Origin of the sequence: Pseudomonas brassicacearum (genome assembly GCF_003732225.1) — a bacterium.
Lineage (GTDB): Bacteria > Pseudomonadota > Gammaproteobacteria > Pseudomonadales > Pseudomonadaceae > Aquipseudomonas > Aquipseudomonas brassicacearum_E.
The window spans coordinates 235,486-261,802 of the sequence record NZ_MOBJ01000002.1 but is presented as its reverse complement, the minus strand read 5'-3'; the positions used below and the strand labels follow the sequence as shown (position 1 = coordinate 261,802).

The 26,317-nt window shown below is 59.7% G+C and carries 22 protein-coding genes and 4 tRNA genes; 6 read left to right on the top strand and 20 right to left on the bottom strand.

The window, feature by feature from the left end:
• Positions 1-38: 38 nt before the first annotated feature.
• Positions 39-1,337, top strand: coding sequence for an NAD(P)/FAD-dependent oxidoreductase (locus BK659_RS02820; RefSeq protein WP_123423615.1), 1,299 nt, complete (start codon positions 39-41; stop codon positions 1,335-1,337).
• Between the two features lie 120 nt (positions 1,338-1,457).
• Here BK659_RS02820 and BK659_RS28425 read toward each other — a convergent pair whose 3' ends face one another.
• The 8 genes from BK659_RS28425 to rluD form a co-directional block, all read right to left on the bottom strand.
• The gene (locus BK659_RS28425; protein WP_123423614.1) at positions 1,458-3,083 is read right to left on the bottom strand and encodes a methyl-accepting chemotaxis protein; all 1,626 of its coding nucleotides are present in this window, start codon (positions 3,081-3,083) and stop codon (positions 1,458-1,460) included.
• Between the two features lie 162 nt (positions 3,084-3,245).
• Positions 3,246-3,322: transfer RNA gene (locus tag BK659_RS02810), tRNA-Pro, on the bottom strand.
• A gap of 98 nt (positions 3,323-3,420) precedes the next feature.
• A tRNA-Lys gene (locus BK659_RS02805) sits at positions 3,421-3,496 on the bottom strand.
• A gap of 5 nt (positions 3,497-3,501) precedes the next feature.
• Positions 3,502-3,578, bottom strand: a tRNA-Pro gene (locus BK659_RS02800).
• A 9-nt stretch (positions 3,579-3,587) separates the two neighbouring features.
• Positions 3,588-3,663: transfer RNA gene (locus BK659_RS02795), tRNA-Asn, on the bottom strand.
• 296 nt (positions 3,664-3,959) lie between these two features.
• On the bottom strand, positions 3,960-6,524 hold the full coding sequence (clpB, locus tag BK659_RS02790; protein WP_123423613.1) for an ATP-dependent chaperone ClpB: 2,565 nt from the start codon (positions 6,522-6,524) through the stop codon (positions 3,960-3,962).
• 129 nt (positions 6,525-6,653) lie between these two features.
• Positions 6,654-7,379 carry a peptidoglycan editing factor PgeF gene (pgeF, locus tag BK659_RS02785; RefSeq protein WP_123423612.1) on the bottom strand — a complete coding sequence of 242 codons (726 nt, stop codon included), beginning with the start codon at positions 7,377-7,379 and terminating at the stop codon, positions 6,654-6,656.
• Entirely contained in the window at positions 7,376-8,338 is a 963-nt protein-coding gene (rluD, locus tag BK659_RS02780) for a 23S rRNA pseudouridine(1911/1915/1917) synthase RluD (protein WP_123423611.1), read from the bottom strand. The genes pgeF and rluD overlap by 4 nt, the downstream gene beginning before the upstream one ends.
• Positions 8,339-8,489: 151 nt before the next feature.
• On the opposite strand from rluD, the gene BK659_RS02775 reads away from it, so the two are divergent.
• The 4 genes from BK659_RS02775 to BK659_RS02760 all read left to right on the top strand — a co-directional run bounded on the left by BK659_RS02775 (position 8,490) and on the right by BK659_RS02760 (position 12,791).
• On the top strand, positions 8,490-9,506 hold the full coding sequence (locus BK659_RS02775; RefSeq protein WP_123423610.1) for an outer membrane protein assembly factor BamD: 1,017 nt from the start codon (positions 8,490-8,492) through the stop codon (positions 9,504-9,506).
• Between the two features lie 126 nt (positions 9,507-9,632).
• Complete coding sequence (locus tag BK659_RS02770) at positions 9,633-9,869, top strand: PP0621 family protein (protein WP_123423609.1); 237 nt, start codon at positions 9,633-9,635, stop codon at positions 9,867-9,869.
• A complete protein-coding gene (locus BK659_RS02765; protein WP_123423608.1) occupies positions 9,859-11,448 on the top strand; it encodes a sensor histidine kinase in 1,590 nt (529 codons plus the stop codon). The genes BK659_RS02770 and BK659_RS02765 overlap by 11 nt, the downstream gene beginning before the upstream one ends.
• Positions 11,445-12,791 (top strand): sigma-54-dependent transcriptional regulator, encoded by a 1,347-nt coding sequence (locus tag BK659_RS02760; protein WP_123423607.1) that lies wholly within the window; start codon positions 11,445-11,447, stop codon positions 12,789-12,791. The genes BK659_RS02765 and BK659_RS02760 overlap by 4 nt, the downstream gene beginning before the upstream one ends.
• Positions 12,792-12,909: 118 nt before the next feature.
• On the opposite strand, the gene thiO is transcribed toward BK659_RS02760, so the two are convergent.
• From thiO to BK659_RS02725, 7 genes are read right to left on the bottom strand one after another with little or no spacing between them, the layout of a single operon-like run.
• Positions 12,910-14,010, bottom strand: a complete 1,101-nt coding sequence (thiO, locus tag BK659_RS02755; RefSeq protein ID WP_123423606.1) for a glycine oxidase ThiO — start codon at positions 14,008-14,010, stop codon at positions 12,910-12,912.
• A 57-nt stretch (positions 14,011-14,067) separates the two neighbouring features.
• On the bottom strand, positions 14,068-14,469 hold the full coding sequence (locus BK659_RS02750) for a type IV pilin protein (RefSeq protein WP_123423605.1): 402 nt from the start codon (positions 14,467-14,469) through the stop codon (positions 14,068-14,070).
• Positions 14,470-14,484: 15 nt separating this feature from the next.
• Positions 14,485-17,646: a pilus assembly protein gene (locus BK659_RS02745; protein ID WP_123423604.1), complete on the bottom strand. Its 3,162-nt coding sequence runs from the start codon at positions 17,644-17,646 to the stop codon at positions 14,485-14,487.
• On the bottom strand, positions 17,633-18,118 hold the full coding sequence (locus BK659_RS02740) for a pilus assembly PilX family protein (RefSeq protein ID WP_404942505.1): 486 nt from the start codon (positions 18,116-18,118) through the stop codon (positions 17,633-17,635). Before BK659_RS02740 ends, BK659_RS02745 begins: the two co-directional genes overlap by 14 nt.
• A 5-nt stretch (positions 18,119-18,123) precedes the next feature.
• Positions 18,124-18,828, bottom strand: a complete 705-nt coding sequence (locus BK659_RS02735) for a PilW family protein (protein ID WP_123423602.1) — start codon at positions 18,826-18,828, stop codon at positions 18,124-18,126.
• Positions 18,825-19,268 (bottom strand): type IV pilus modification protein PilV, encoded by a 444-nt coding sequence (pilV, locus tag BK659_RS02730; protein WP_123423601.1) that lies wholly within the window; start codon positions 19,266-19,268, stop codon positions 18,825-18,827. Before pilV ends, BK659_RS02735 begins: the two co-directional genes overlap by 4 nt.
• The gene (locus BK659_RS02725; protein WP_123423600.1) at positions 19,265-19,738 is read right to left on the bottom strand and encodes a GspH/FimT family pseudopilin; all 474 of its coding nucleotides are present in this window, start codon (positions 19,736-19,738) and stop codon (positions 19,265-19,267) included. Before BK659_RS02725 ends, pilV begins: the two co-directional genes overlap by 4 nt.
• A 123-nt stretch (positions 19,739-19,861) precedes the next feature.
• Between BK659_RS02725 and BK659_RS02720 the strand changes: the two genes are divergently transcribed.
• A complete protein-coding gene (locus tag BK659_RS02720) occupies positions 19,862-20,410 on the top strand; it encodes a GspH/FimT family pseudopilin (protein WP_123423599.1) in 549 nt (182 codons plus the stop codon).
• Here the strand turns inward: BK659_RS02720 and ispH are convergent.
• The 5 genes from ispH to ribF all read right to left on the bottom strand — a co-directional run bounded on the left by ispH (position 20,387) and on the right by ribF (position 26,231).
• Positions 20,387-21,334, bottom strand: a complete 948-nt coding sequence (ispH, locus tag BK659_RS02715; protein WP_123423598.1) for a 4-hydroxy-3-methylbut-2-enyl diphosphate reductase — start codon at positions 21,332-21,334, stop codon at positions 20,387-20,389. The two genes, BK659_RS02720 and ispH, sit on opposite strands and share 24 nt — an antisense overlap.
• A gap of 163 nt (positions 21,335-21,497) precedes the next feature.
• Positions 21,498-21,935, bottom strand: a complete 438-nt coding sequence (gene fkpB, locus BK659_RS02705) for an FKBP-type peptidyl-prolyl cis-trans isomerase (RefSeq protein ID WP_185015279.1) — start codon at positions 21,933-21,935, stop codon at positions 21,498-21,500.
• A gap of 7 nt (positions 21,936-21,942) precedes the next feature.
• Positions 21,943-22,455, bottom strand: a complete 513-nt coding sequence (gene lspA, locus BK659_RS02700; RefSeq protein ID WP_019691622.1) for a signal peptidase II — start codon at positions 22,453-22,455, stop codon at positions 21,943-21,945.
• Entirely contained in the window at positions 22,448-25,279 is a 2,832-nt protein-coding gene (gene ileS / locus BK659_RS02695) for an isoleucine--tRNA ligase (protein ID WP_123423595.1), read from the bottom strand. Before ileS ends, lspA begins: the two co-directional genes overlap by 8 nt.
• 13 nt (positions 25,280-25,292) lie before the next feature.
• A complete protein-coding gene (gene ribF, locus BK659_RS02690) occupies positions 25,293-26,231 on the bottom strand; it encodes a bifunctional riboflavin kinase/FAD synthetase (RefSeq protein ID WP_123423594.1) in 939 nt (312 codons plus the stop codon).
• Positions 26,232-26,317: the final 86 nt, after the last annotated feature.

Sequence of the window (26,317 nt, the reverse complement as noted above, 5' to 3'; positions counted from 1 at the left end):
AATTGCACCGATTTCCTTTAGCCTTGCGAGATATCCCCATGACTCATCGTATTGTCATCGTTGGCGGCGGCGCCGGCGGTCTGGAGTTGGCTACCCGTCTGGGTAAGACTCTGGGCAAGCGTGGCACGGCCAGTGTGATGCTGGTCGACGCGAACCTGACCCACATCTGGAAACCGCTGTTGCATGAAGTGGCGGCAGGTTCCTTGAACTCTTCCGAAGACGAACTCAACTATGTCGCCCAGGCAAAATGGAACCACTTCGAGTTCCAGCTGGGGCGCATGAGCGGGCTCGATCGCGCACAGAAGAAAATCCAGCTGGCCGCCACCTACGACGAAAATGGCCTGGAACTGGTGCCGGCACGCGAGGTGGCTTATGACTCGCTGGTGATTTCGGTCGGCAGTACCACCAACGATTTCGGCACTCAGGGTGCGGCGCAGCACTGCCTGTTCCTCGACACCCGTAAACAGGCCGAGCGCTTCCATCAGCAATTGCTCAACCACTACCTGCGCGCCCACGCCGGGCAATCCGATGCGGTGCAACAGATCAGCGTGGCCATCGTCGGCGCTGGCGCCACTGGCGTCGAACTGGCGGCGGAACTGCACAACGCGGCCCACGAACTGGCGGCGTACGGCCTGGACCGGATTCTTCCGGAAAACATGCACATCACCCTGATCGAAGCTGGCCCACGGGTGTTGCCTGCCCTGCCGGAGCGGATCGGCGGCCCTGTGCATAAAACCCTGGAAAAACTCGGGGTCACGGTGCTGACCAACGCGGCGGTCAGCGAAGTCACCGCCGACGCGCTGATCACTGCCAGCGGCCAGGAGATCAAGGCCAGTTTGAAAGTCTGGGCCGCCGGGATTCGTGCACCGGGTTTCCTCAAGGATATCGATGGCCTGGAAACCAACCGGATCAATCAGCTGCAAGTGCTGCCGACCCTGCAAACCACCCGCGACGAAAACATCTTCGCCTTCGGTGACTGCGCGGCCTGCCCGCAACCCGGCACCGATCGCAACGTGCCGCCACGTGCGCAGGCGGCACACCAACAAGCCTCGCTGCTGGCCAAATCCTTGAAACTGCGCATCGAAGGCAAGGCGCTGCCTGAGTACAAGTACACCGATTACGGTTCCTTGATCTCGCTGTCGCGTTTTTCGGCTGTGGGTAACTTGATGGGCAATCTGACTGGCAGCGTGATGCTCGAAGGTTGGCTGGCGCGGATGTTTTACGTGTCGCTGTACCGTATGCACCAGGTCGCGCTGTACGGCCCGTTCCGCACGGCGATGCTGATGTTGGGCAGCAAGATTGGCCGTGGCACTGAACCGCGTCTGAAGCTGCACTGACAAAGCCAATAAGGTGGGAGCGAGCCTGCTCGCGATAGCGGACTGCCAGTCAACCCAAGTGTTGACTGACCTACCGTCATCGCGAGCAAGCTCGCTCCCACATTTTTTTATCGCTCAAATTTACACCTGAAAGCGCCGAACCATGCCCTGCAACGCGTTGGCCAGTTTCGACAGTTCATGGCTGGAAGCGCTGGTCTGATCCGCACCCGCCGCAGAACGCACCGACAAATCACGGATGTTCACCAGATTGCGATCGACTTCCCGCGCCACTTGCGCCTGTTCTTCGGCGGCACTGGCGATCACCAGATTGCGCTCGTGAATTTCATGCACCGACGTGGTAATGGTTTGCAGGGCTTCGCCCGCCCGCTCGGCCAGTACCCGCGTACTGGCGGCACGTGAGGCACTGGCCTGCATGGATTCGAGCGCCAGGCTCGAGCCGTTGCGCATGCCCTGCACCATCTGCTCGATTTCCTGGGTCGACTGCTGCGTGCGATGCGCCAGCGCGCGCACTTCATCGGCCACCACCGCAAAACCTCGCCCGCTCTCCCCCGCGCGTGCGGCTTCGATCGCGGCATTTAGCGCCAACAGGTTGGTTTGCTCGGCAATGGCGCGAATCACATCCAGCACCTTGCCGATGTCCTGGGATTGGTTGGCCAGCGACTGCACCAGTTCACCAGTGTGCTGCACATCGCCGGCCAGGGCGCTGATGGCACTGGTGGTTTCGCTGACCCGCTCCTGACCCAGATGCGCCGACTCACTGGACTGGCGCGTCGCATCGGAAGTCGACACCGCATTGCGCGCGACTTCTTCCACCGCGGTGGTCATTTCCGTGACGGCGGTGGCGGCTTGTTCGATCTCGTTGTTCTGCTGCTGCAGGTTCTGGGTACTGTCGAGGGTTACCGCGTTCAACTCATCCGCCGCCGTGGCCAATTGCGTGGCCGAACCGCTGATGCCTTGCAGGGTTTCCCGCAGGTTCTGCTGCATGGTCGCCAGCGCCTTGAGCAAACGGCTGACTTCGTCGTTGCCATGAGTTTCGATGGGTTGGGTCAGGTCGCCCCGCGCCACGTTTTCGGCTGCATTCAGGGCTTCGGTCAGCGGGCGCACGATGCTGCGAGTCAGCAACATGGCGAGTCCGACGGTGGCCAGAGCGGCCAGACCGATGAACAGGCTGACAATCAGGCGCGAGGTTTGGTAATGCGCTGCGGAGTTCTGGCTTTCAGTGGCGACCTGTTTGGCGAACAGTTCCGCCAGGTCATTAAGCTGCTTGCCGGAACCATCGACCACGGTTTTCATGTCGACCAGCAGCAACTTGGTCAGCTCGTCACGCCGACCTTGCTCGGCCAGGACGAAGGACTGGGCGATGCCCGAACGATAGGCCGCGAAGGATTTTTTGAACTGGTCATACAACCCTTTACCTTCGGCGGTGGTGACCAGTTTGTCGTAGGCAGCGATCTTGTCGCTCAGCTCCTTGTCGCGGGTGTCCATCTGGCTGCGGTACTGCGCAATGTTCTTCAGATCCGGATCCAGGGCCATGCGCAGGGAAATGGTGCGGATGCGCAACATGATCTCGCGGATCTCGTCGCCACCACGAATGCTCGGCAGCCATTGGTTCTCTACCGCGACCTCACTGTCGCGGATGCTCGACATCTGCCCCAGCGCGAACACGCCGAGCAAGGCGACCAGCACCGCAATAAGGGCAAATCCCAACGCTGCGCGAGGAGCGATATTCAACTGACGAAGCAACATAACGAGCGCCCTTTTTCTTGTCGTGGCTTGAGTAAAGGGGCGTTACTGCGGCAGTCCCCCGTCAACTCGTTATCGGCAAGTTGTACGATGACTTGAAGATGACGGGGACTTTTCAACAGACAAAAAAAATCCCCGTATCTTTCGATACGAGGATTTTTAATATGGTCGGGGTAAGGGGATTCGAACTCCTGACATCCTGCTCCCAAAGCAGGCGCGCTACCGGACTGCGCTATACCCCGGTAAAAAAAAGGCACCCTTTAAAAAGAGCGCCTTCTTCGATCAGCGCTTTTGGCCTCTGATCTTAAGATTCGATTCCAGCGCTAACTGGTTTCAAAAATGGTGGGTCGTGTGGGATTCGAACCTACGACCAATTGGTTAAAAGCCAACTGCTCTACCAACTGAGCTAACGACCCAAAAATGGTCGGGGTAAGGGGATTCGAACTCCTGACATCCTGCTCCCAAAGCAGGCGCGCTACCGGACTGCGCTATACCCCGGTTTGAAATTGGCTCCGTGACCAGGACTCGAACCTGGGACCCAATGATTAACAGTCATTTGCTCTACCGACTGAGCTATCACGGAACTACACATTTCAATTACAACTGTGAAGCTTGCTTCACCTCTTCGACCCGTTCGCATCGCTGCGTTCGTGTGTCTGAGGCGCGCTATTCTACAATCTTAAACACCTCTGTCAACCCCCTAAATTGCTTTCAAGACAATGATTTGCAACTTATTTCAGATTTCTACTTGGGGAGTAGAAACCCTTGGGGCGACTTACTGCGGGGCGCACTTTACAAGCCTTTTCCTTACAGTTCAACACCCTAAGAAAAAAAAGGCCCCGCGATGCGGGGCCTCCTCCATTACCGTGCCGTGAACGCTCAGTTGAAAACGATTTCGTCGTTCGCAACGGTGGCCGTCACGGTGGCGCCTGGCAGGAAACTGCCGGACAGAATCAGCTGAGCCAGCGGGTTTTCGATCCAGCGCTGGATCGCTCGTTTGAGCGGCCGTGCGCCATAGACCGGGTCGTAACCCACTGCAATCAACTTATCCAGCGCCTCACTGCTCAAGTTCAGTTTCAGCTCACGCTCGGCCAGACGGCTGCGCAGACGACCCAACTGGATCTCGGTGATGCCGGCAATCTGATCACGGGCCAACGGTTCGAAGATCACCACCTCGTCGATCCGGTTGATGAACTCCGGACGGAAGTGCGTCGACACTGCATCCATCACCGCCGCACGTTGCGCCTCGCGATCACCGACCAGCTCCTGGATCTGCACCGAGCCCAGGTTGGACGTCATGACGATCACCGTATTGCGGAAATCCACGGTACGCCCGTGACTGTCGGTCAGACGGCCGTCTTCCAGCACTTGCAGCAATACGTTGAATACGTCCGGGTGGGCCTTCTCGACCTCGTCCAGGAGGATCACCGAGTAGGGCTTGCGACGCACCGCCTCGGTCAGGTAACCGCCCTCCTCGTACCCTACGTAGCCCGGTGGCGCCCCGATCAGCCGCGCCACGGAATGTTTCTCCATGAATTCGGACATATCGATGCGCACCATCGCCTCTTCGGTATCAAAGAGGAACTCGGCCAGGGCTTTGCACAACTCGGTTTTACCGACACCGGTCGGGCCGAGGAACATGAACGAACCGCTTGGGCGATTCGGGTCGGACAACCCGGCACGCGAACGGCGCACTGCGTTGGCCACCGCCACCACCGCTTCGTTCTGGCCGATCACGCGCTGATGCAACAGGCTTTCCATTTTCAGCAGCTTGTCGCGCTCGCCTTCGAGCATTTTCGACACTGGAATGCCGGTCCATTTCGACACCACTTCAGCGATCTCTTCTTCAGTCACCTTGCTGCGCAGCAACTGGTTTTCGCTCTTGCCGTGCTGATCGACCATTTGCAGGCTGCGCTCCAGATCCGGGATCACCCCGTACTGCAATTCGGCCATGCGGTTAAGGTCGCCTTTGCGGCGAGCAGCTTCCAGTTCCTGACGGGACTGCTCGATTTTCTGCTGGATCTGCGCAGAGCCCTGCACTTCGGCTTTTTCCGAATTCCAGATTTCTTCGAGGTCCGAGTACTCACGCTCGTGACGAACGATTTCTTCCTGGAGCTTTTCAAGACGCTTCTTCGCCGCTTCGTCGTCTTCTTTCTTCAGCGCCTGAGATTCAACCTTGAGTTGAATCAAACGCCGTTCCAGACGATCCAGCACTTCCGGCTTGGAGTCGATTTCCATGCGAATGCGGCTGGCCGCTTCGTCGATCAGGTCGATGGCCTTGTCCGGCAACTGACGGTCAGTGATGTAGCGATGGCTCAGCTTGGCGGCCGCAATGATTGCGCCGTCGGTGATCGCCACCTTGTGGTGAACCTCGTAGCGCTCTTTCAGGCCACGCAAAATCGCAATGGTGTCTTCTTCGCTCGGCTCATCCACCAAGACTTTCTGGAAGCGCCGTTCAAGGGCCGCGTCCTTCTCTATATATTGGCGATACTCATTGAGCGTGGTCGCGCCGACGCAATGCAACTCGCCACGGGCCAGAGCCGGTTTGAGCATGTTGCCAGCATCCATCGAGCCTTCGCCTTTACCAGCGCCGACCATGGTGTGCAGTTCGTCGATGAACAGGATGATCTGACCTTCCTGCTTCGACAGTTCGTTGAGCAGGGATTTCAGGCGTTCTTCGAACTCGCCACGGTACTTGGCACCGGCAATCAGCGCGCCCATATCCAGCGACAGCAAGCGTTTGCCTTTCAGGCCGTCCGGCACTTCGCCATTGATGATGCGCTGGGCCAGGCCTTCGGCGATCGCGGTTTTACCCACGCCAGGCTCACCGATCAGCACCGGGTTGTTTTTGGTACGGCGTTGCAGAACCTGAATGGTCCGGCGAATTTCGTCGTCACGGCCAATCACCGGATCGAGCTTGCCTTCTTCGGCGCGCTTGGTCAGGTCAATGGTGTATTTGTCCAGCGCCTGACGTGACTCCTCGTGATTGGCGTCATTCACCGCTTCGCCGCCACGCAGGTTGTTGATCGCGTTTTCCAGGGCTTTTTTGCTGACGCCCTGACCCAGCAACAACTTGCCGAGTTTGCTGTTCTCGTCCATGGCGGCGAGCAGTACCAGCTCGCTGGAGATGAACTGGTCACCCTTCTGCTGGGCCAGGCGATCGGCCTGGTTGAGCAGACGCGCCAAATCCTGCGACATGTTCACGTCGCCGGTGGGATTCTGGATTTTTGGCAGATGGTCGAGCTCTTTGCTCAACTCTTTGCGCAGGCTGTTGATGTCAAAACCGACTTGCATCAGCAACGGCTTGATCGAGCCGCCCTGCTGTTCAAGCAGCGCTTGCATCAGGTGCGCAGGCTCAATGCCCGGATGATCGAGGCCGACAGCCAGCGATTGAGCATCGGATAAGGCTAACTGTAATTTGCTGGTTAAACGGTCTATACGCATTGGTCACCTTCCTTTGAGCAGGCCGGAGCGATGGACACACCTAAATAGAGAAACCTGCCAGATACCCCACTAGATGCGGTCGATTCTGGAAGATTCAAGCGTCGTGCAGTTGATGCAGGTCAGCTAAGTCTAGCGCTCGAGCCAGACCAGGGAGGCAAACCGACCGGTGCGAGGACTGCGGCGGTAAGAAAAGAAGCGTGGATCGGTCACGGTACAGAAGCCGCCACCATAAACGGCGGTAACGCCGCATTGCGCCAGACGCAGGCGCGCCAGCAGATAGATGTCGGCCATGAACTTGCCGGCATTGTGGCTCGGGACAAAAGCCTGAGCGGCTTCAGGAAGTTGCTGGACAAAGACCTCGCGAACTTCCGGGCCGACTTCAAAGGCTTTCGGACCGATGGCCGGGCCGAGCCAGACGAGCACCTCGGCAGGGTCTACGGCCAGGCTTTCGACAGTTGCCTCAAGCACACCCGCCGCCAGACCGCGCCAGCCGGCGTGAGCGGCGGCGACGCGAGTACCGGCGCGATCACAGAACAATGCTGGCAAACAGTCGGCCGTCATTGCCGCACAGGCGATGCCCGGCGTGGCAGTCCAGCTCGCGTCAGCCGTCGCGACGGTAACCGGGTCAGCATGGGCCACGGCAATGCCGTGAACCTGTTGCAACCAGGCCGGTTGAATAGAAAAGTGATCGGTCAGACGTCGGCGATTCTCGGCGACAGCCGCAGGGCTGTCCTCGACATGATCGCCCAGGTTGAGACTGTCGAACGGCGCCAGGCTGACGCCGCCCGCTCGGGTGGTGACGCAGGCTTTCACCCTGGCCGGCGCGGGCCAGTCAGGAATCAGCCAGTCAATCATCCGATGAACGCCTCACGGTCTTGCTTGAGCAGCGACAGCAACCAGACGAAATCGTCCGGCAATGGCGATTCCCAGCTCATGCGCTTACCGGTGGTCGGATGATCCAGTTCCAGGAAACGCGCATGCAGCGCCTGACGCGGGAAATGTTTCAGGGATTCGACCATCGTTACACTGGCTGCCGGCGGGATACGGAAACGACCGCCATAGGCAGGATCTCCGACCAACGGGAAGTTGATGTGGGCCATGTGTACGCGAATCTGGTGCGTACGACCGGTTTCCAGCTTGACCCGCACGTGAGTGTGGGAGCGGAAACGCTCGAGCACGCGGTAATGACTGACCGCCTGCTTGCCGCCTTCCATCACCGCCATGCGCTGACGCTGCTGGCCGTGGCGACCGATCGGCGCGTTGATCTTGCCGCCGGCGGTGACCACACCAATCACGATGCATTCGTAGATCCGGCTGACGCTGCGGCTCTGCAACTGTGTGACCAGCTGCGTCTGCGCCTGAATGGTCTTGGCCACCACCATCAGACCGGTGGTGTCCTTGTCCAGACGGTGCACGATACCGGCGCGCGGCACATTGATGATGTCCGGCACGTGGTGCAGCAAGGCGTTGAGCAAGGTGCCGTCGGCGTGACCGGCAGCCGGATGCACCACCAGGCCCGCAGGCTTGTTGATCACCAGGATGTCGTCATCTTCATAGACGATGTCCAGGGCGATGTCTTGAGCGATCCATTCTCCTTGAGCTTCCTGCTCGGCAGTCAGCTCAAGGATGGCGCCGCCATGGACGATGTCTCGCGGGCGGATAACCGCTCCATCCACAGTCAGGCGGCCGTCTTTGATCCAGGCGGAAAGGCGCGAGCGCGAGTGCTCAGCGAATAATTGTGCGGCGACTTGATCGAGGCGTTGGCCGCCCAATTCGGACGGCACCTCTGCGCGAAGTTCAATTTTATCGGACATGCTCAGACTAGGCGTCGGCACAGCCTTTGGTTTCGGCTGCGCGCTTGTGGTTAAATACGGCGTCTTTTGCCCCGAGGCTATTCAACGGGGTACTCATCATAACAGGACGGCCCCGCCCAAGACAGCGGCCGTCATAGGGACGCAAGCCGCCATGCAAGTGAAACACCTGCTGCTGATCGCCATCCTCGCATTGACCGCTGCTTGCTCATCGAAGGAAGTCGTCGACGAAAACCTCAGCGAGGTCGAGCTGTACCAGCAGGCTCAGACCGACCTGAACAACAATAGCTATACCAGCGCCACAGCCAAGCTGAAGGCTCTGGAATCGCGTTATCCGTTCGGTCGCTACGCGGATCAAGCTCAACTCGAACTGATTTATGCGAACTACAAGAACGCCGAGCCTGAGGCTGCCAAGTCTGCCGCCGAGCGTTTTATCCGTCTGCACCCGCAGCACCCGAACGTCGATTACGCGTACTACCTCAAGGGTCTGACCTCCTTTGACCAGGACGTCGGCCTGCTGGCGCGTTTCCTGCCGCTGGACATGACCAAGCGTGACCCGGGCGCCGCACGTGACTCCTACAACGAGTTCGCCCAGCTCACCAGCCGTTATCCGAACAGCCGCTACGCGCCTGACGCCAAGCAACGCATGATTTATCTGCGTAACCTGCTGGCGTCCTACGAAATCCACGTGGCCGACTACTACCTGACCCGTCAGGCGTACGTCGCAGCCGCCAACCGTGGTCGTTATGTGGTGGAAAACTTCCAGGAAACCCCTTCGGTCGGTGATGGCCTGGCGGTGATGGTCGAGTCCTACCAGCGCCTGCACCTGGACGAGCTGGCCAACACCAGCCTCGAAACCCTGAAGCTCAACTACCCGAACCACCCGACCCTGGTCGACGGCCAGTTCGTGCCACGCGTTGCCGAAGCCGACAACCGCTCGTGGTTGAGCAAGGCCACCCTGGGCCTGATCGAATCCCGTCCACCGCTGCCGCCGGGCGAAACCCGCGCCAACCAGGACGTGATGAAGCAGTTCCAGGATGCCAAGGACGCGATCCCTTCCGACCTCAAGCCTAAGGAAGGCGATGCAGTTGAAGAACCGCAGCACGAGGCCGAAGGTACCCACAGCGACCGCTCGTGGTTCAGCCGCCTGACCTTCGGTGTGTTCGACTGACACCCGCCAGGTACCAAAAAGGGAGACTTTCGAGTCTCCCTTTTTTATTTCCGCGTTTTATTGCGCTGTGCGCGTCCGTAGTCCTTGGCTAAACTGCCTGATTACTCATCGCAAAGCGGCCTCACCATGCTTCGTTTACTGTTCTGGATTGCCCTGATTGCTGCTGCCGTATGGTTCTGGCGCAAGTTCAAACGCCCCGCCGACACCACCCCCCGTACGCCCAGAGAACAAGATGCGCCGCCCATGGTTCGCTGCGCCCATTGCGGTGTTCACCTGCCACGCGACCGCGCGCTGAGCCTTCAACAACAGTGGTATTGCAGCCAGGCTCACCTTGAGCAAGGCCCGAGCTCACGTGATCGCTGAGACCTCAAGTCCCGGCGGCAAACAGGCCCAGCGACTGCTGCGTCTCTATCATCTCTACCGTTTAAGCATCGGCATCCTTCTGGTGCTGTTGATCTCCAGCAACCTGGACAGCCAGTTGCTGGAGTTCGCCAACGACGACCTGATGCGCACTGGCAGCTGGGGGTATTTGATTCTGAATATCCTGCTGCTGGTGTTTCTGCAGAACCCCAAACAACCCGCACAAATCTTCAGCCTCGCGCTGGCCGATATCCTTCTGCTGTCGGTGTTGTTCTATGCCGCCGGTGGCGCGCCCAGCGCCATTGGCAATCTGCTGATTGTGTCGGTGGCCATCAGCAATGCGCTGCTGCGTGGGCGCATCGGCCTGCTGCTCGCGGCCGTTGCCAGTATCGGCATCCTCTCCGTGAGTTTCTACCTGAGCGGTAGCCATCCGACCGGCGCCAATCACTACTTGCAAGCCGGCACCCTCGGCGCACTGTGCTTTGCCGCAGCGTTGCTGGTGCAGGGTCTGACCCGACGAGTGGAGATCAGCGAGAGCCTGGCCGAGCAACGCGCCAGCGAAGTGATGGGCCTGGAAGCGCTCAATGCGCTGATCCTGCAACGCATGCGCACCGGCATCCTGGTGCTCGACAGCGAGCGCCGGGTTCAGTTGGCCAATCACAGCGCCTTGAGCCTGTTTGGTCAGGAACGCCTCGACGGCCAGCTCATCGACGATTACTCGACAGCTCTGGTCGAGCGCCTGCAACTCTGGTTCAACAACCCGACCTTGCGCCCACAAAGCCTGAAAGTCGCCCGTACAGGCCTGGAGCTGCAACCGAGTTTTATTGCACTGGGCCTGAACGAACAACGTCAGACCCTGATATTTCTCGAAGACCTTGCCCAGGTCGCGCAACAAGCCCAGCAACTCAAGCTCGCAGCACTGGGCCGACTGACCGCCGGGATTGCCCATGAAATCCGCAATCCATTGGGCGCCATCAGCCATGCGGCGCAGTTGCTGAACGAGTCTGAGGAACTGATGGGCGCGGATCGGCGTCTGACGCAGATTATTCAAGACCACTCTCAACGCATGAACCGAGTGATAGAAAACGTCCTGCAGCTTTCACGCCGCCAGCAAACCGTAGCGCAACGGCTCGACTTGAAATCGTGGCTGGAGCAATTCGTGCGCACAGTGCGCGAGGGTGCGACAGATCGGCAGCACATTCATCTGAGTACCGGCGCAGGGCCGTTCACCACATTGATGGACCCTGACCAACTGACTCAGGTGCTCGACAACCTGCTGCGCAATGCCTGGCGTCACAGCGCCCTTGCGCACGAGCAGGCCGAGGTCTGGCTCAGGCTTTTTGTTGACCCTGACAGCCAGCTTCCCTCCCTTGATGTGCTGGACAACGGCCCCGGCGTTTCAGCGGAGCAGCAAGCGCATCTGTTCGAACCTTTCTTCACCACCAGTAGCCAGGGCACTGGCCTGGGCCTCTATCTGTCCCGTGAGCTGTGCGAAAGCAACCAGGCCCGCCTAGACTTCAAACCACGCCAAGGCGGCGGCTGCTTTCGCATCACCTTTGCTCACGGACGGAAACAAAGTTGAAGACAAGCCCACGGCAAAAAGTCCTGATCGTCGATGACGAACCGGATATTCGCGAACTACTGGAAATCACCCTCGGCCGAATGAAGCTCGACACGCTGAGCGCGCGCAATGTCGACGAAGCGCGGAGCCTACTGGCCAATGAACGGTTCGACCTGTGCCTGACCGACATGCGCCTGCCCGACGGCAACGGCCTGGAGTTGGTGCAGCACATTCAGCTGAGCTATCCACAAGTCCCCGTGGCGATGATCACCGCTTATGGCAGCCTCGATACCGCCATCAACGCGCTGAAAGCCGGGGCCTTCGATTTCCTGACCAAACCAGTGGACCTGACCCGGCTGCGGGAGCTGGTGGCCAGCGCCCTGCGCCTGCCGGTCGCCAGCGGCGCTACCAGCGCCATCGAGCGCCGCCTGCTCGGCGACTCACTGCCCATGCGCAACCTGCGCAAACAGATAGACAAACTGGCGCGCAGCCAGGCGCCGGTGTACATCAGCGGCGAGTCCGGCAGCGGCAAGGAACTGGTTGCCCGGCTGATTCATGAACAAGGCCCTCGCAGCAGCCAGCCGTTTGTGCCGGTCAACTGCGGGGCGATTCCGTCGGAATTGATGGAAAGCGAGTTTTTCGGCCATCGCAAAGGCAGTTTCAGCGGCGCCATCGAAGACAAGCCCGGGCTGTTCCAGGCGGCCAACGGCGGCACCCTGTTTCTCGATGAAGTGGCCGACTTGCCGTTGGCGATGCAGGTCAAACTGCTGCGAGTGATACAGGAGAAGGCCGTACGCAGCATCGGCGGACAGCAGGAAGCCATCATCGATGTGCGAATACTCTGCGCCACCCACAGGGATCTGGACGCCGAAGTGGCCGCCGGGCGCTTTCGACAGGATTTGTATTATCGGCTGAATGTGATCGAACTGCGCGTCCCGCCGTTGCGCGAGCGCCGTGACGACATCGAGCTGCTGGCCAGTCATGTACTCAAGCGTCTCGCGGCAGGCAGCGGCTTGCCGGCCGCCCAGCTCCATCCGCAAGCCCTCGATGCACTCAAGCACTACCGTTTTCCGGGCAACGTCCGTGAGCTGGAGAACATGCTCGAACGCGCGTACACCCTTTGTGAAAACAAGCAGATCGAAGCCAGCGACCTGCGTCTGACAGACGGTAATTGCAGTGCCGAAACCGGATTGCCGGACCTGACGAAAATCGACAATCTTGAGCAGTATCTGGAAAACGTCGAACGCAAACTGATTCTCCAGGCCCTGGAAGAAACCCGCTGGAACCGCACAGCAGCGGCCCAGCGGCTGAATCTGTCGTTTCGGTCGATGCGTTACAGGCTGAAGAAATTAGGGCTGGATTGAGGCCTTAAAAGATCGCAGCCTGCGGCAGCCCCTATGGGATTGGGGTCCATCCGCACCATTGTGGGTGTACCCGGTCGGCGTAGGAGCTGCCGCAAGCTGCGATCTTTTGATCTTCGACCTAAATTCGGCCCACTGGCGCATAAGGCGCCGGATCGATAACCGGTTCACGGCCGAGCATCACGTCGGCGAACAGTTGGCAGGAGGCTGGCGCCAACACCAGGCCATTGCGGTAATGCCCGCAATTGAGCCACAACCCGGCAAATCCGGGCACCGCGCCAATATACGGAATGCCTTCCGGCGAACCCGGCCGTAGCCCCGCCCAATGCCCCACCACCTCGGCCTGCGCCAGCGCCGGAATCAGTTCGACCGCCGAAGCCTTGAGGCTTTCCAGCGCCGACTCAGTCGGCGTTTTGTCGAACCCTTCGTGCTCCAGCGTGCTACCGATCAGGATGTGCCCGTCGCGGCGCGGAATGGCGTAACGGCCCTTGGCCAGAACCATGCTCGGCAGGAAGTCCGATGCGCATTTGTAGAGGATCATCTGCCCCTTGACCGGCTCCACCGGCAACGTCAGGCCCAGGGTTTTCAGCAAGTCACCGCTCCAGGCACCGGCCGTCAACACCACCTGATCGCCATGGATCGGGCCTTTTGAAGTTTCCACACCCACCACCGCATCGCCTTCACGAATGAACGCGCTAACCTCGCATTGTTCATGAATAGTCACGTTGGGCAGCGCCAGCAATGCCGCCTTGAGGGATTTCACCAGTCGCGGGTTGCGCACATTAGCCACATCGGCCATGTAGATCGCCCGCGAAAACCCCGGCCCCAACACCGGCACGGCATCGTGAACGGTCGAGATATCCACTTGGCTCAGCGGACGGTTTTCCCGCTTGGCCCAGGCCAACGCCTCGGCCTCGTCATCCAGATCCAGCCAATACAGGCCCGTGGTATGAACCTCGGGATCGACTCCGGTGGCCGCGAACAAACGTTCGGCCAGTTGTGGATAAAAGTCCTGGGACCAGTGAGCCAATGCGGTGACCGCCGGGCTGTAGCGCCACGGGTACAGTGGCGAAACAATGCCGCCGCCAGCCCAGGACGATTCCTGGCCAACGTTCGAGCGATCCAGCAGAACCACGCTCCGCACGTGCGACGCCAGATTAAACGCGGTCAGCAGGCCGATCACCCCGCCGCCGACAATCACCACTTGCTGTTGTTTGGCCATCATCTGATCCAACAATAAAAAAGACAGAGGGCGCAAATTGCGCCCGAAGAAAGTTACTCAGCGACCCCAGCAATCTTTGGTGGTCAACCCGGTCGTCGCATTGTTCATGCCTCTGACGCCGGTGTTGGTGAGGGTGAAATCCCCGCATTTGTCACTGGCCATGGTTGACCCGGCTTTACGCGTGGCGGTCAGCAGGAAGGTCTGATCAGTCAGCGTCGGGGTGAGGGTGTAGTAGTCGTTGCCGGCACTCAGCCCCGTAGCGTTGGTGTACACATTGTTCTTCGAATAGAACCGCTCAAGGTTTTGCGCCTGCTCGGACAGCAGCCCGGCGATTTCGGTGCGATGGCTTTTCTTCACGTACTCGGTCAGGAGCGGAGCGGATATAGTCACCAAAATCCCGATGATCGCGATCACGATCATGATTTCGATCAGGGTAAAACCTTGGTTGGATCTGCGCATTGCCTCAACTCTCACTTACTGTATTTGTCGCCACATGATTCGACGACTGCCGCCGCCGGATTTTTCAACCAGGGTGGTGATGCCGCCACTGGAGTCGTTCACGATTTTGCGGGCTGCACTGTTGACGATCGCGTTCAATGTCGGGATACCACCGGTAAAAATCACCCCGCTGGAGATCGTGTCGTTACTGTCGACCAGGGCATCGCCATTGGTGTCGAGCACCGCATAGTTGAGCATCTTACCGCTGAACGCATCGAGTTCGACCAGTTTGCCGGTGCCAAAACTTGAACACGGGTCCGTGGTATCAACGCCGGCCGTGGTAAACACAATCCGTCCGAGCACCAGAGCGGCCTGGTTGATCACCCGCTCACCGGTCAGGACATTGTTGTACACCAGCGGCAAGTACCAACCGTTCTGCGCAGGATAGGTCACGGGGTTCTGCGAGGTGGTGATGAACTGCCCCCCTGCGGTTCCCGTGAACACACCCGTGACGGCCTGCGCCTGCAAGCTCGACACGGTGATCTGCCCCGAGCCGCCATCGGCATCCCACACCCCATAGAACGCTTGCAGATCCTTACTGAGCTTGTCAGCGGTCTCGTCGAATTTCCCTGTGCCGAAAAACACTTCTTTGCCATTAATGGGGTGGTCCGCCAGCAACGGCTGTGCAGTGATCGGCTGAGTCGCACCACCCGGCGTGGTAAACAGTGGCTTGCCGGAAAAGGCCACGCCCCAGCTGGTGGGATTCGAACTGCTCAAATCGAACTTCCACAATCGCCCTTTCAAATCGCCGCCATAGGCCGCCTGAACAATACTTTGCGAGTCGACCTTGAGCTTGACCGAAGACAGACCATTGGTGGTTTCGGTGCTGTCGATGACGATTTTCCTGATCAGCGAACCGTCACGAATATCCACCACGTACAGCGCGGCAACACCCGAGTTGCTGCCATAGCCGTTGGAGATGAAGGCCGCCCAACGACCATCGGCCAAGCGTGCCACTTCCGGCCGCGCATAGGCATAACCCAGATCATTGAAAGCGTTCGCGGTGTTGGCGGTGGCAGGCGCGTTGATTTCCCACAAGGCATTGGTCACGTTTCCCGCCGACGCATCGAAAAGCTGCACGGCGTAAAAAGTCTTGCCGCCCGCCCCCACCCCGCCCAAGGCCAGGGTTTTCCAGGCGCTGTTGAGCTGTGCATCGAACACACCGACCTGACCATCGTTGAGAAACTTGTGGCTGGAGCCATTGATATAACCGGTGTCGGCGATGAAGTGCAGCGACGGCAGTACGCTGGAGGGCATGTAGGCGTAACGCCGCGCGCCGTTGCCGGCGTTGATGACATTCACGAAGCCGTCGTTGGCATTCACCACCAGGCTGGTGTTCATGTTCGCGGCCTTGCTGGTCAGGAACGTGCTGTAACTGGTGCTGCCGGCCAGGTCAGAAGCAGTTTTGTCGGTGGGCGATGCCAGCGCCAATGGCGAGTTGATGATGTCCCCTAGCAGCACGCTGCGGGTCTTTAAGCCGGTTTTGTTGGTGCCCTTGCTCCATTCCACCAGATCGCTGCCGCTGATGCCGGTCGGCAGGCTCTGGTTGAGACTGGTTTGCTGGGTGCTGGAGAAGTTGCCATAGGCCAGGGTGACTGCGGCGTTGGTTGCAGTGTTCCAGGACTGATAGGTCGGTGCCGTCGCACCGGGGACGATGGCTGTGTCGGTGGTCCACAGCACCGAGGTGGTGTCCACGGCTCCGCTTGAGGTGAAGCCATAGGCTTTGATCGTGCCGCGCCAGTCCTTGGGGTCGTAGCTGGTCTGAAAATAACTGGAGCCACTGGTCACCGTGTTGCTGCTGGCGACGCCGCTGCCACCCGAGCCGGCCTTGGTGGAGATGTCGCTCAAGGCTGCCGATAACGCAGTGTTGAGGCTGGCGCTGTCGGTTGCCTGATAGTACTTGCCCTGCCCGTAACGGGCGGCATCCGCCAACATCTGATTGGCGGTGGTAAAACCCACGGTGTAGGTGTTCAGGTTCTGCTTGGGGAAGTCTGGTGAACTCCAGCTTTTGCCCGCCAGATCCGTGCCAGTGGAGCGCATGTCGATGTCGAAGGCGAATTTGGCGATATCGTCCAGGTACAGGGTGTCACCCTCGTCATCACCGTGCAGGTCGTTGCCGTCATTGTTGATCCCGTCCCAGTTGGGCAGTCGGGTGCCACCGAGTGGATCGTCGTTCGGGAAAGTATGGTCGTAGGTCGGCAGGCCATCGGTGATGACCACCCCGTAGTTTTTCTGGCAGCGGTACTGGATCGGGCTGGTGTAGGTGGCTGGCCCTGAGTTGTAGTACGGCGTCATGCCGCGAAAATAGCGGGTGATTTCGTAGTAGGTTTCCGCCAGCGGTGTATTGGATATCGCGCTCAAGCCGCTGATAGCAGAGATCAGCGCGTTGTAGTTGGCGTCCGCCTGGGCTTGGGTCACGTTGCCACTGACCACCGTCAGATCACTGATCGCGTTGACGATGTAACCGCCATTACCGGCATTGTTGTTGCCGATTCCATTGCCATTGCCGTTGCCATTGTTGCCATCGCTGTTGCCGTGGGTGTTCGGCGAATTAAAGGTCGCCAGACCGAAACGCAGCCCGCGATTACCGGTGATCAGCGCGGTGGCTACGTTGCGCGCCACGTTGATTCGGTAGTCATTGGGTATCGAGCCATCGGTGAAGTCGCGATTGCTGCCATTGGCCAGGCTCACCAGGTAGGAGATGTAGTTATCGGAATAACGGGTGTTGCCGCTGCCCACCGGGTCAGGGAGCTTGAGGCACAACGGCGTCAGGCTGTTTTTGTAGAACGCGTAGTAACCGCTGGAACATCCCGACTGGGGCAAACTGGACAGCAGGATCGGATCGCCGACGATTGCAGAGCCACTCAAACACAAGCCCAAGAGCGCGTTACATTGCTGGGCCGGAGTTCGTGAAACGGTCGGGTCAAACCCCGAAGCATAGATGATGCTGTTCATGCTCCCCGAGTCATCGATCAGCAGCAACACGTTCGGCGCGACTGCCGATGCGCCGAGCAGCGGTGAATCCGATGGCGTGAAGGCATACGCCGGAACGGCCAGATAAAGACCCAGCAGCCAGCCGCAGACTAACTGCGTCAACCAACGGCATAGCTCCCGACGACGGGCCTCAGTATTTCGCATAGATGCTCTCCACCACACTGCGCGAGGTACCCGCCACCCCGACGGCGGTGACTCGATAGAGCGTCGCCGAGGTGTTGCTCGGGACATTCACGGCGCTCAGTGTGGTGCCGATGTTCTGTACACCATAAAAGCCGCTGCCGGCAGCGATCCAGGTCACCCCGGAGGTCGAGTTGAACCCGGCAGCCGTGATCACCGAAGACTCCGCCGGCGGTGCACACTGAGTGGTATTGGCGCACGCCGCCAGGGTGTATGCACTCAACTGCACGGCGCTTTCACCGATACGCAACGCCGCTTCTGCGCCCTGGAAGGATTGATTGCGCAGCGTCACGCTGCCGGCCATTTTTTCCTGGAGCGTGGCGTTCTGCATCGAAGAAATGCCGATCAGCGTCAACAACAGCAGAAACACCAGGCTCATCAGCAGCGCCATGCCGCGCTGAGCGTGTGCCTTGAGAGGAGAACGAATCATCGGCATCGCCTCTACATCAACCGGTTGCGCAAGGCGGCAACCACGTTGAAGGTCTGATTGCGCACGCGGTTGTTGGGATCCGTCAGGGTCAGGGTCAAGCGCACACTGCGGATTCGCGTCGGGTCGGTCGGGTTGCTGCTGTAACTCGACGCGGCAACGTCGGTGGCGCTGGTGGCCATGCCGAAGGTCACGTTGAAGGCACTGACGTTGTTCACCAGCGCCGCCGAGATACCGCCCGTGGTCATCAGGATCTGGCCGTTGCTAAAGCTGTAGGCCAGCCGCCGGATCGGAAACGCCAATTGCCCGGCTGTCGGTGTGCGCGCCCCGGTGTAGGCCGTTGCGCTGGTTCGGCAGTCAGACACCACGGTCCAGGTGGGCCCGCCGCCGTTGCCGCCGACATCCGAAGTCACCAGGGTCAATTTGAGCGCGGTGTTATCCCAGCTGATCGGGGTGATCTGGTTGGCGTTGAAGTCACCGGCCGAGCTCGCATCGGTAATCGTCCCCAGGCAACCGAACATGCCGACCATGCGGATTTCCTGAATCATCTTGCTCAGGACAAAACGCGCATCCTCCTGCATCCCGGCAGAGGTGTTCTGGCTGACGTAAGTGCTTTTCGCCGAAATGAAAATTTGCGCGACGCCGAGCACCACGATCAGGCTGATCGCCAGGGCGATCATCAGTTCGATCAGGCCAAAACCTCGGGATGAACGGTTCATGGCGTCACCGGATCAACGGTGGCGCGACTGCTCAGGACAAAACTGCGAGTCGAAGTAGCAGCGGCGGCACGCGAGTCATCCCAGGTGATGGTGATGGTATACACCCGCTGATTCAGGGTAATGCTGCCCGTGGCGGTCGGGCCGCCGAAGCTTACGATATTGGTGGTGAAGTCATACAGATCCTGATCCCGAGTGACATTCAAATTACCCGAGGTCGGCGGCGTGACGGTGTAGTCGGCTGCGGAATTGGCGCGAATCCGGTCCATCATGTCGTAGGCGATAAAGCTCGCCTGGCTGGTCATCAGCGAGCTGTCGGTATATTTCAGCGCATTGAGCTGAATCGCCGCCGCCCCCAGCAGCCCTACACTTAGAATCAACAGCGCAACCAACACTTCGATCAGTGTCATGCCGTCCTGTGCACGCGATCCCGATCCCGTCATCCGCAGCTTCCACCCAAGACAATCCGTCCGTTTAAACACACGCTGAGCGTCCGGCTCTGCGCCCCTAATACGTAATTGATTAGCACCGCCGTGGCCGGCGCCGACAACCCGCCGAGGTTGTTGAAATCGATGCTGGTCACTCCAGAGGTTAGCGTCAGAGTGGCGCCGCTGCTCATCGCCGGAACAACCCGCAATACATTCGCCGGTGTGCCGGTGCTGTCGTACACCGTCAACTCCCCGGTCCAGACGCTACCGCCGGCAGTTGGCCGGATCCTCGTGGTGATGCCACGGTCGATCGCCTCCAGCCGGGCGTAATTGAGTCCTCGCTGCAAGTCACTGATCTCGGTGTCGGCCTTGGCGTTTTGCACTGAGCGGGTAAACGCCGGCACCGCCAGGGTGATCAGGATTACCAGCACCGCGAGGGTCACCAGCAACTCGATCAACGTGAAACCTTTTGTACGATGATTCATCGCTGCCCTCCGCTGCCAACGACTACACCTAGCTGTATCAAGCTAGAACATTCAACCGGGGGCCGTCGGGTTGTTTTGACACTCATTGCACAAGCCAGCACCCTCTCCAGGGAAGGAGACGTCATGCATCAGAAGGGTTTCGGTCTGATCGAACTGCTTATCGGACTGGCAATTGCGGCGATCGTTCTGCAACTGGCGAGTCCGCTGCTCAGCGAGTACACACACTCGGTGCACCGCGAGAACGCAGCGCAAACGCTCGCCAGTGGCATGCGCAATGCCCGCACCGAGGCCATCCTGCGTAATCAGACCATCGTCATCCACGCGTTGAATGACGATTGGGGTCAGGGCTGGCGAATCATTCTGGACATCAGTGGCGAGGGTCATCAGGACAGCAGCAACCCGCTGCTGATCGAGCGTCAGGCAGACGCGCGGGTGCCGATCGTGGGTAATCGGCCGGTAAGGAATTTTGTACGGTTCAGCAGCCTCGGCGAGCCGCAGTTACCCAGCGGGGCGTTTCAGGCCGGGACGTTGCACGTCTGCGCGGGCCGCGAGCCGGTCAGCCATCACCAGGTGGTGCTGTCCCGAAGCGGCCGCGTCAGCCTGCGCAGCGACAAGGCCGAGCAGGCCTTGTGCGCGGGAGGTGAAGAATCAGAGCAGGGAGCGAACGCGTAGCTCTTTGGGCATGGAGAAGGTGACGTTCTCCTCGCGACCGGCCAGTTCATCGGCACCGGTAGCGCCCCAGGCCTGCAGTTGCTCGATCACGCCACGAACCAGCACTTCCGGTGCCGAAGCCCCGGCGGTGATGCCGATACGCTCGACACCCTCGAACCAGCTGCGTTGCATATCTTCGGCGCCGTCGATCAGGTACGCCGGGGTGGACATGCGCTCGGCCAACTCACGCAAGCGGTTGGAGTTGGAGCTATTCGGGCTGCCGACCACCAGCACCACGTCGCATTCGTCAGCCAGTTGCTTGACCGCGTCCTGACGGTTCTGCGTGGCGTAGCAGATGTCGTCCTTGCGCGGGCCGCCAATGGCCGGGAAACGCGTGCGCAAGGCATCGATCACACGGCTGGTGTCGTCCATCGACAAGGTGGTCTGAGTGACAAAGGCGAGTTTTTCAGGGTCGCGTACGTTCAGCGCGGCAACATCTTTTTCGTCTTCGACGAGGTAAATTGCTCCACCATTGCTGGCGTCGTACTGCCCCATCGTGCCTTCGACTTCCGGGTGACCGGCGTGGCCGATCAGAATGCATTCACGACCGTCGCGACTGTAGCGCGCCACCTCGATGTGCACCTTGGTCACCAACGGGCAGGTCGCATCGAATACCTTCAGGCCACGGCCTGCGGCTTCAGTACGAACGGCCTGGGAAACCCCGTGGGCACTGAATATCACGATGACGTCGTCCGGCACCTGATCCAGCTCTTCGACGAAGATCGCCCCGCGTGCGCGCAGGTCTTCTACGACGAATTTGTTGTGGACCACTTCGTGGCGCACATAGATCGGCGGCCCGAAGACTTCCAGGGCGCGGTTGACGATTTCGATCGCCCGGTCCACACCGGCGCAGAAGCCACGGGGGTTGGCGAGTTTGATTTGCATGCTGTGCCTCGTGTCTTGCGCGCAAGAAATAGCGAAAACAGTGAAAAACCTTACTGTGGGAGCGAGCTTGCTCGCGATGAGGGCCTCACATCCAACATTGATGTTGAATGGTACTCAGCCATCGCGAGCAAGCTCGCTCCCACATTTGACCCTACTCAGTCAGTTACAGCGCTTTGACGTTGATGATTTCTACGTCAAAGGTCAATGTCTTGCCAGCCAGCGGGTGGTTGAAATCGATGGTCACCTGAGCATCATCAAAAGCTTTGACCACACCGGGCAGCTCAGTATTCGCCGCATCGTTGAAGATCACCAGCAGGCCTTCGGACAGTTCCATATCCTGGAACTGCGAACGCGGGATGATCTGCACGTTTTGCGGGTTGGGCTGGCCGAAAGCGTTTTCTGGCGCGATGCTCAGATTACGCTTGTCGCCCGCCTTGAAGCCAAACAGCGCGGCTTCGAAACCTGGCAGCAGGTTACCGTCGCCGACCTTGAAGGTCGCCGGGGCTTTGTCGAAGGTGCTGTCGACGGTGTCGCCGTTCTCCAGGCGCAATGCAAAGTGCAAGGTGACTTCCGTGTTCTGGCCGATGCGTTGCTCAGCCAATACCTGTTCAGTCATGAACGGCTTCTCCGGTCTTCTTACTTTTGAACATATCCAGCGCGAGCATCACAGCCCCGACGCTGATGGCGCTGTCGGCAAAGTTGAACGCCGGGAAATACCAGCGGTTCTGCCAATGCACCAGAATGAAATCGATCACATGGCCCAGGGCAATGCGGTCGTACAGGTTGCCCAGCGCGCCGCCGAGCACCAGTGCCAGCGCAATCGCCAGCCAGGTGTCGTTGCGCCCCAGACGCTTGAGCCAGACCACCAGCACGGCACTGACCACGACCGCGATCAGGGCAAACAACCAGCGTTGCCAGCCGGAGCTGTCAGCCAGGAAGCTGAAGGCCGCGCCCGTGTTGTAGGCCAGGGTCCAGCTGAAGTAATCGGGGATCACCACGATTTGCTGGTACATCGTCAGCGAGCTTTCGAAGTGGAACTTGCTGGCCTGGTCGATGACCAGAACCAGCACGCTCAACCAGAGCCAGCTCAGCCGTCCGAAACGGCTAGCAGCATTAGGCATAGTGACGAACCTCGCCGGCACCGCTGATGTTGTCGACGCAACGACCGCAGATTTCCGGATGCTCCGGGTTCACCCCGACGTCTTCACGGCAGTGCCAGCAACGGGCGCACTTGGCGAAGCTCGACTTGACCACTTTGAGTTTCAGACCGCTGACTTCGGTTTCCACTGCGTCGGCTGGCGCTTGCACGAACGGTGCAATGCTCGCTGTCGAGGTGATCAACACGAAGCGCAGTTCGTTGCTCAGCTTGGCCAGGTCGGCGCTCAGCGCCTCTTCGGCAAACAGCGTCACTTCGGCTTGCAGGTTACCGCCCACGGCCTTGGCCGCGCGCTGGATTTCCATTTCCTTGTTGACCGCGACCTTGACCGCCATGATCCGCTCCCAGTAGGCGCGGTCCAGTTCGAAGCCTTCCGGCAACTCGCTGAGGCCTTCGTACCAGGTGTTGAGCATGACCGATTCGTTGCGCTCGCCTGGCAGGTACTGCCACAGCTCATCAGCGGTGAAGGCGAGGATCGGCGCGATCCAGCGCACCAGCGCTTCGGAGATGTGGAACAGCGCGGTTTGCGCCGAACGGCGGGCCTTGCTGTTGGCGCCAGTGGTGTACTGACGGTCCTTGATGATGTCGAGGTAGAAACCACCCAGCTCCTGCACGCAGAAGTTGTGGATCTTGGAGTAGACGTTCCAGAAACGGTATTCGCCGTAGTGCTCTTGCAGCTCGCGTTGCAACAGCAAGGTACGGTCCACGGCCCAACGGTCCAGCGCGAGCATTTCTTCTGCCGGCAGGATGTCGGTGGCCGGGTTGAAACCGGTCAGGTTGGAAAGCAGGAAGCGCGCGGTGTTACGGATCCGCCGGTAGGCGTCCGCACTGCGTTGCAGGATCTGATCGGAAACTGCCATTTCACCCGAGTAATCGGTCGAAGCCACCCACAGACGCATGATGTCGGCGCCCAGGGTGTCGTTGACTTTCTGCGGCGCGATCACGTTGCCCAACGACTTGGACATTTTGCGGCCGGCTTCGTCGACGGTGAAACCATGGGTCAGCAGCTCGCGGTACGGCGCATGGTTGTCGATGGCGCAACCGGTCAACAGCGACGAGTGGAACCAGCCGCGGTGTTGGTCGGAACCTTCCAGGTACAGGTCGGCACGCGGACCGTTGTCGTGGCCCATCGGATGCGAACCGCGCAGGACGTGCCAGTGCGTGGTGCCCGAATCGAACCAGACGTCAAGGGTGTCGCTGATCTTGTCGTACTGCGGCGCTTCGTCACCGAGCAGCTCGGCCGCGTCCATCTTGAACCAGGCTTCGATGCCTTCGACTTCGACGCGCTTGGCGACCTCTTCCATCAGCTCAACGGTGCGTGGATGCAGCTCGCCGCTTTCCTTGTGCAGGAAGAACGGGATTGGCACGCCCCAGTTGCGCTGACGGGAGATGCACCAGTCCGGACGGTTGGCGATCATCGAGTGCAGACGCGCCTGGCCCCAGGCCGGTACGAATTTGGTGTCTTCGATGGCTTTGATCGCGCGTTTGCGCAAGGTGTCGCCAGTCGTCGGCTGCTTGTCCATGCCAATGAACCACTGCGCGGTAGCGCGGTAGATCAGCGGGGTCTTGTGACGCCAGCAGTGCATGTAGCTGTGTTCGATGACGGTGGTGTGCAGCAGCGCACCGACTTCCGTCAGCTTGTCGACGATGGCCGGATTTGCCTTCCAGATGAACTGGCCGCCGAAGAACTCCAGCGACGGCACGTAAACGCCGTTGCTTTGCACCGGATTGAGGATGTCGTCGTTGACCATACCGTAAGCTTTGCAGGTCACGAAGTCGTCTACGCCGTAGGCTGGCGAGGAGTGAACCACGCCGGTGCCTGCGCCCAGCTCGACGTACTCGGCCAGGTAAACCGGCGACAAGCGATCGTAGAACGGGTGACGGAAATTGATCAGTTCCAGCGCCGCGCCAGTGGCGGTGGCGATGACCGAACCTTCAAGGTTGTAGCGAGCCAGGCACGACTCGACCAGCTCTTCAGCCAGTACCAGCAGTTTGTCGCCGACATCGACCAGGGCGTAGTTGAACTCCGGGTGAACGTTCAGCGCCTGGTTGGCCGGGATGGTCCACGGGGTGGTGGTCCAGATCACGATCGAAGCCGGTTTGCCCAACGATGGCAGACCAAAAGCGGTAGCCAGCTTGGCTTCGTCGGCGATCGGGAACGCCACATCGATGGTCGAGGACTTTTTGTTCTCGTACTCGACTTCAGCTTCAGCCAGGGCCGAACCGCAGTCGAAGCACCAGTTCACAGGCTTGAGGCCTTTGAACACGAAACCACCCTTGACGATTTCGGCCAAGGCACGGATTTCACCGGCCTCGTTCTTGAAATCCATGGTCTTGTACGGGTTGGCGAAGTCGCCCAGCACGCCCAGACGGACGAACTCGGACTTCTGGCCTTCGATCTGCTCGGTGGCGTAGGCACGGCACAGTTCGCGGGTTTTATCCGCGGTGAGGTTCTTGCCGTGGGTCACTTCGACTTTGTGCTCGATCGGCAGACCGTGGCAGTCCCAGCCCGGAACATAAGGCGCGTCGAAACCCGAAAGGGTTTTCGAACGGATGATCATGTCCTTGAGAATCTTGTTGAGCGCATGACCGATATGAATAGTGCCGTTGGCGTACGGAGGACCGTCGTGCAGAACGAACTTCGGACGATCCTTACCAATCTCACGCAACTTCTGGTACAGGCCAATGCTGTCCCAGCGCTGCAGAATCTGCGGTTCGCGCTGAGGCAGGCCGGCCTTCATTGGGAAGGCGGTGTCCGGAAGGTTTAGCGTGGCTTTATAGTCGGTCATTTAAGGCTCTTCATTAGCGATTGGCGCTAGGTGCGGCTAGGGCACGGGCGGCGGCGACATCCGCATTGATCGCCGTCTTAAGCGCCTCCAGAGAGGCGAAACGCTGCTCTTCGCGCAGCTTATGGTGGAAAACCACCGTCAAACGCCGGTCATACAGATCGCCGGCAAAATCTAGAATATGGACTTCAAGGTGGGCTTTGCCATCACCTTCAACCGTTGGCCGCACGCCAATATTGGCGACGCCTGGCCAGGTCTTGCCGTCGACTTCGACGCTCACCAGGTAAACCCCGGTCAGCGGTACACGACGACGCTTGAGTTGCACGTTGGCTGTTGGCGTACCCAATTGGCGCGCCAGCTTCTGCCCGTGCAGGACCCGTCCGGCAATCCGGAACGGATGACCGAGCAATCGCTCAGCCATGGCAAAATCAGCCGCGGCCAGGGCGTTACGCACCTGGGTGCTGCTGACACGCAACCCGTCCAGTTCAACGGTCTGGGCCGCTTCGACGGTGAACCCCTGAACTGTTCCGGCCTGTTGCAGGAAATCGAAATCCCCGACCCGATCGCAGCCGAAACGGAAGTCGTCACCGACCTCCAGATGCTGCACGCCCAGGCCATCGACCAGAATGGTGTCGACGAACTCGGCGGCGCTGAGCTTGCTCAAGCGCTGATTGAAGGCCAGGCACAGAACCCGGTCGACACCTTCGTCGGCCAGCAGTTGCAGCTTGTCGCGCAAGCGCGCCAGACGGGCCGGAGCCGTGTCCGGGGCGAAAAATTCACGCGGCTGTGGCTCGAAAATCACCACGCAGCTGGGTACACCCAACTCGATCGCACGCTCACGCAGCCGGGCCAGGATAGCCTGGTGACCACGGTGAACACCGTCAAAGTTGCCAATAGTGGCGACACAGCCCCGATGCTGGGGGCGCAGATTGTGGAGGCCTCGAACCAGCTGCATAACGCGCTTCTTGCTCATAAAGTGGTCGATTATAACCACACCCGGCGGCCGACGACAGGCAACACCGTAACCCAAAGTGATCGAGC

Bases quoted from the DNA above. Each gene is read 5' to 3' on its own strand.
- rluD (WP_123423611.1), bottom strand. From the start codon at position 8,338: ATGTCCGATAAAATTGAACTTCGCGCAGAGGTGCCGTCCGAATTGGGC.
- pilV (WP_123423601.1), bottom strand. From the start codon at position 19,268: ATGACGGGATCGGGATCGCGTGCACAGGACGGCATGACACTGATCGAA.
- BK659_RS02745 (WP_123423604.1), bottom strand. From the start codon at position 17,646: ATGCGAAATACTGAGGCCCGTCGTCGGGAGCTATGCCGTTGGTTGACG.
- BK659_RS02820 (WP_123423615.1), top strand. From the start codon at position 39: ATGACTCATCGTATTGTCATCGTTGGCGGCGGCGCCGGCGGTCTGGAG.
- clpB (WP_123423613.1), bottom strand. From the start codon at position 6,524: ATGCGTATAGACCGTTTAACCAGCAAATTACAGTTAGCCTTATCCGAT.
- ribF (WP_123423594.1), bottom strand. From the start codon at position 26,231: ATGCAGCTGGTTCGAGGCCTCCACAATCTGCGCCCCCAGCATCGGGGC.
- ispH (WP_123423598.1), bottom strand. From the start codon at position 21,334: ATGCAAATCAAACTCGCCAACCCCCGTGGCTTCTGCGCCGGTGTGGAC.
- ileS (WP_123423595.1), bottom strand. From the start codon at position 25,279: ATGACCGACTATAAAGCCACGCTAAACCTTCCGGACACCGCCTTCCCA.
- thiO (WP_123423606.1), bottom strand. From the start codon at position 14,010: ATGGCCAAACAACAGCAAGTGGTGATTGTCGGCGGCGGGGTGATCGGC.
- BK659_RS02735 (WP_123423602.1), bottom strand. From the start codon at position 18,828: ATGAACCGTTCATCCCGAGGTTTTGGCCTGATCGAACTGATGATCGCC.
- pgeF (WP_123423612.1), bottom strand. From the start codon at position 7,379: ATGATTGACTGGCTGATTCCTGACTGGCCCGCGCCGGCCAGGGTGAAA.
- BK659_RS02775 (WP_123423610.1), top strand. From the start codon at position 8,490: ATGCAAGTGAAACACCTGCTGCTGATCGCCATCCTCGCATTGACCGCT.
- BK659_RS02770 (WP_123423609.1), top strand. From the start codon at position 9,633: ATGCTTCGTTTACTGTTCTGGATTGCCCTGATTGCTGCTGCCGTATGG.
- BK659_RS02720 (WP_123423599.1), top strand. From the start codon at position 19,862: ATGCATCAGAAGGGTTTCGGTCTGATCGAACTGCTTATCGGACTGGCA.
- BK659_RS02750 (WP_123423605.1), bottom strand. From the start codon at position 14,469: ATGCGCAGATCCAACCAAGGTTTTACCCTGATCGAAATCATGATCGTG.
- lspA (WP_019691622.1), bottom strand. From the start codon at position 22,455: ATGCCTAATGCTGCTAGCCGTTTCGGACGGCTGAGCTGGCTCTGGTTG.
- BK659_RS02740 (WP_404942505.1), bottom strand. From the start codon at position 18,118: ATGCCGATGATTCGTTCTCCTCTCAAGGCACACGCTCAGCGCGGCATG.
- BK659_RS02725 (WP_123423600.1), bottom strand. From the start codon at position 19,738: ATGAATCATCGTACAAAAGGTTTCACGTTGATCGAGTTGCTGGTGACC.
- BK659_RS28425 (WP_123423614.1), bottom strand. From the start codon at position 3,083: ATGTTGCTTCGTCAGTTGAATATCGCTCCTCGCGCAGCGTTGGGATTT.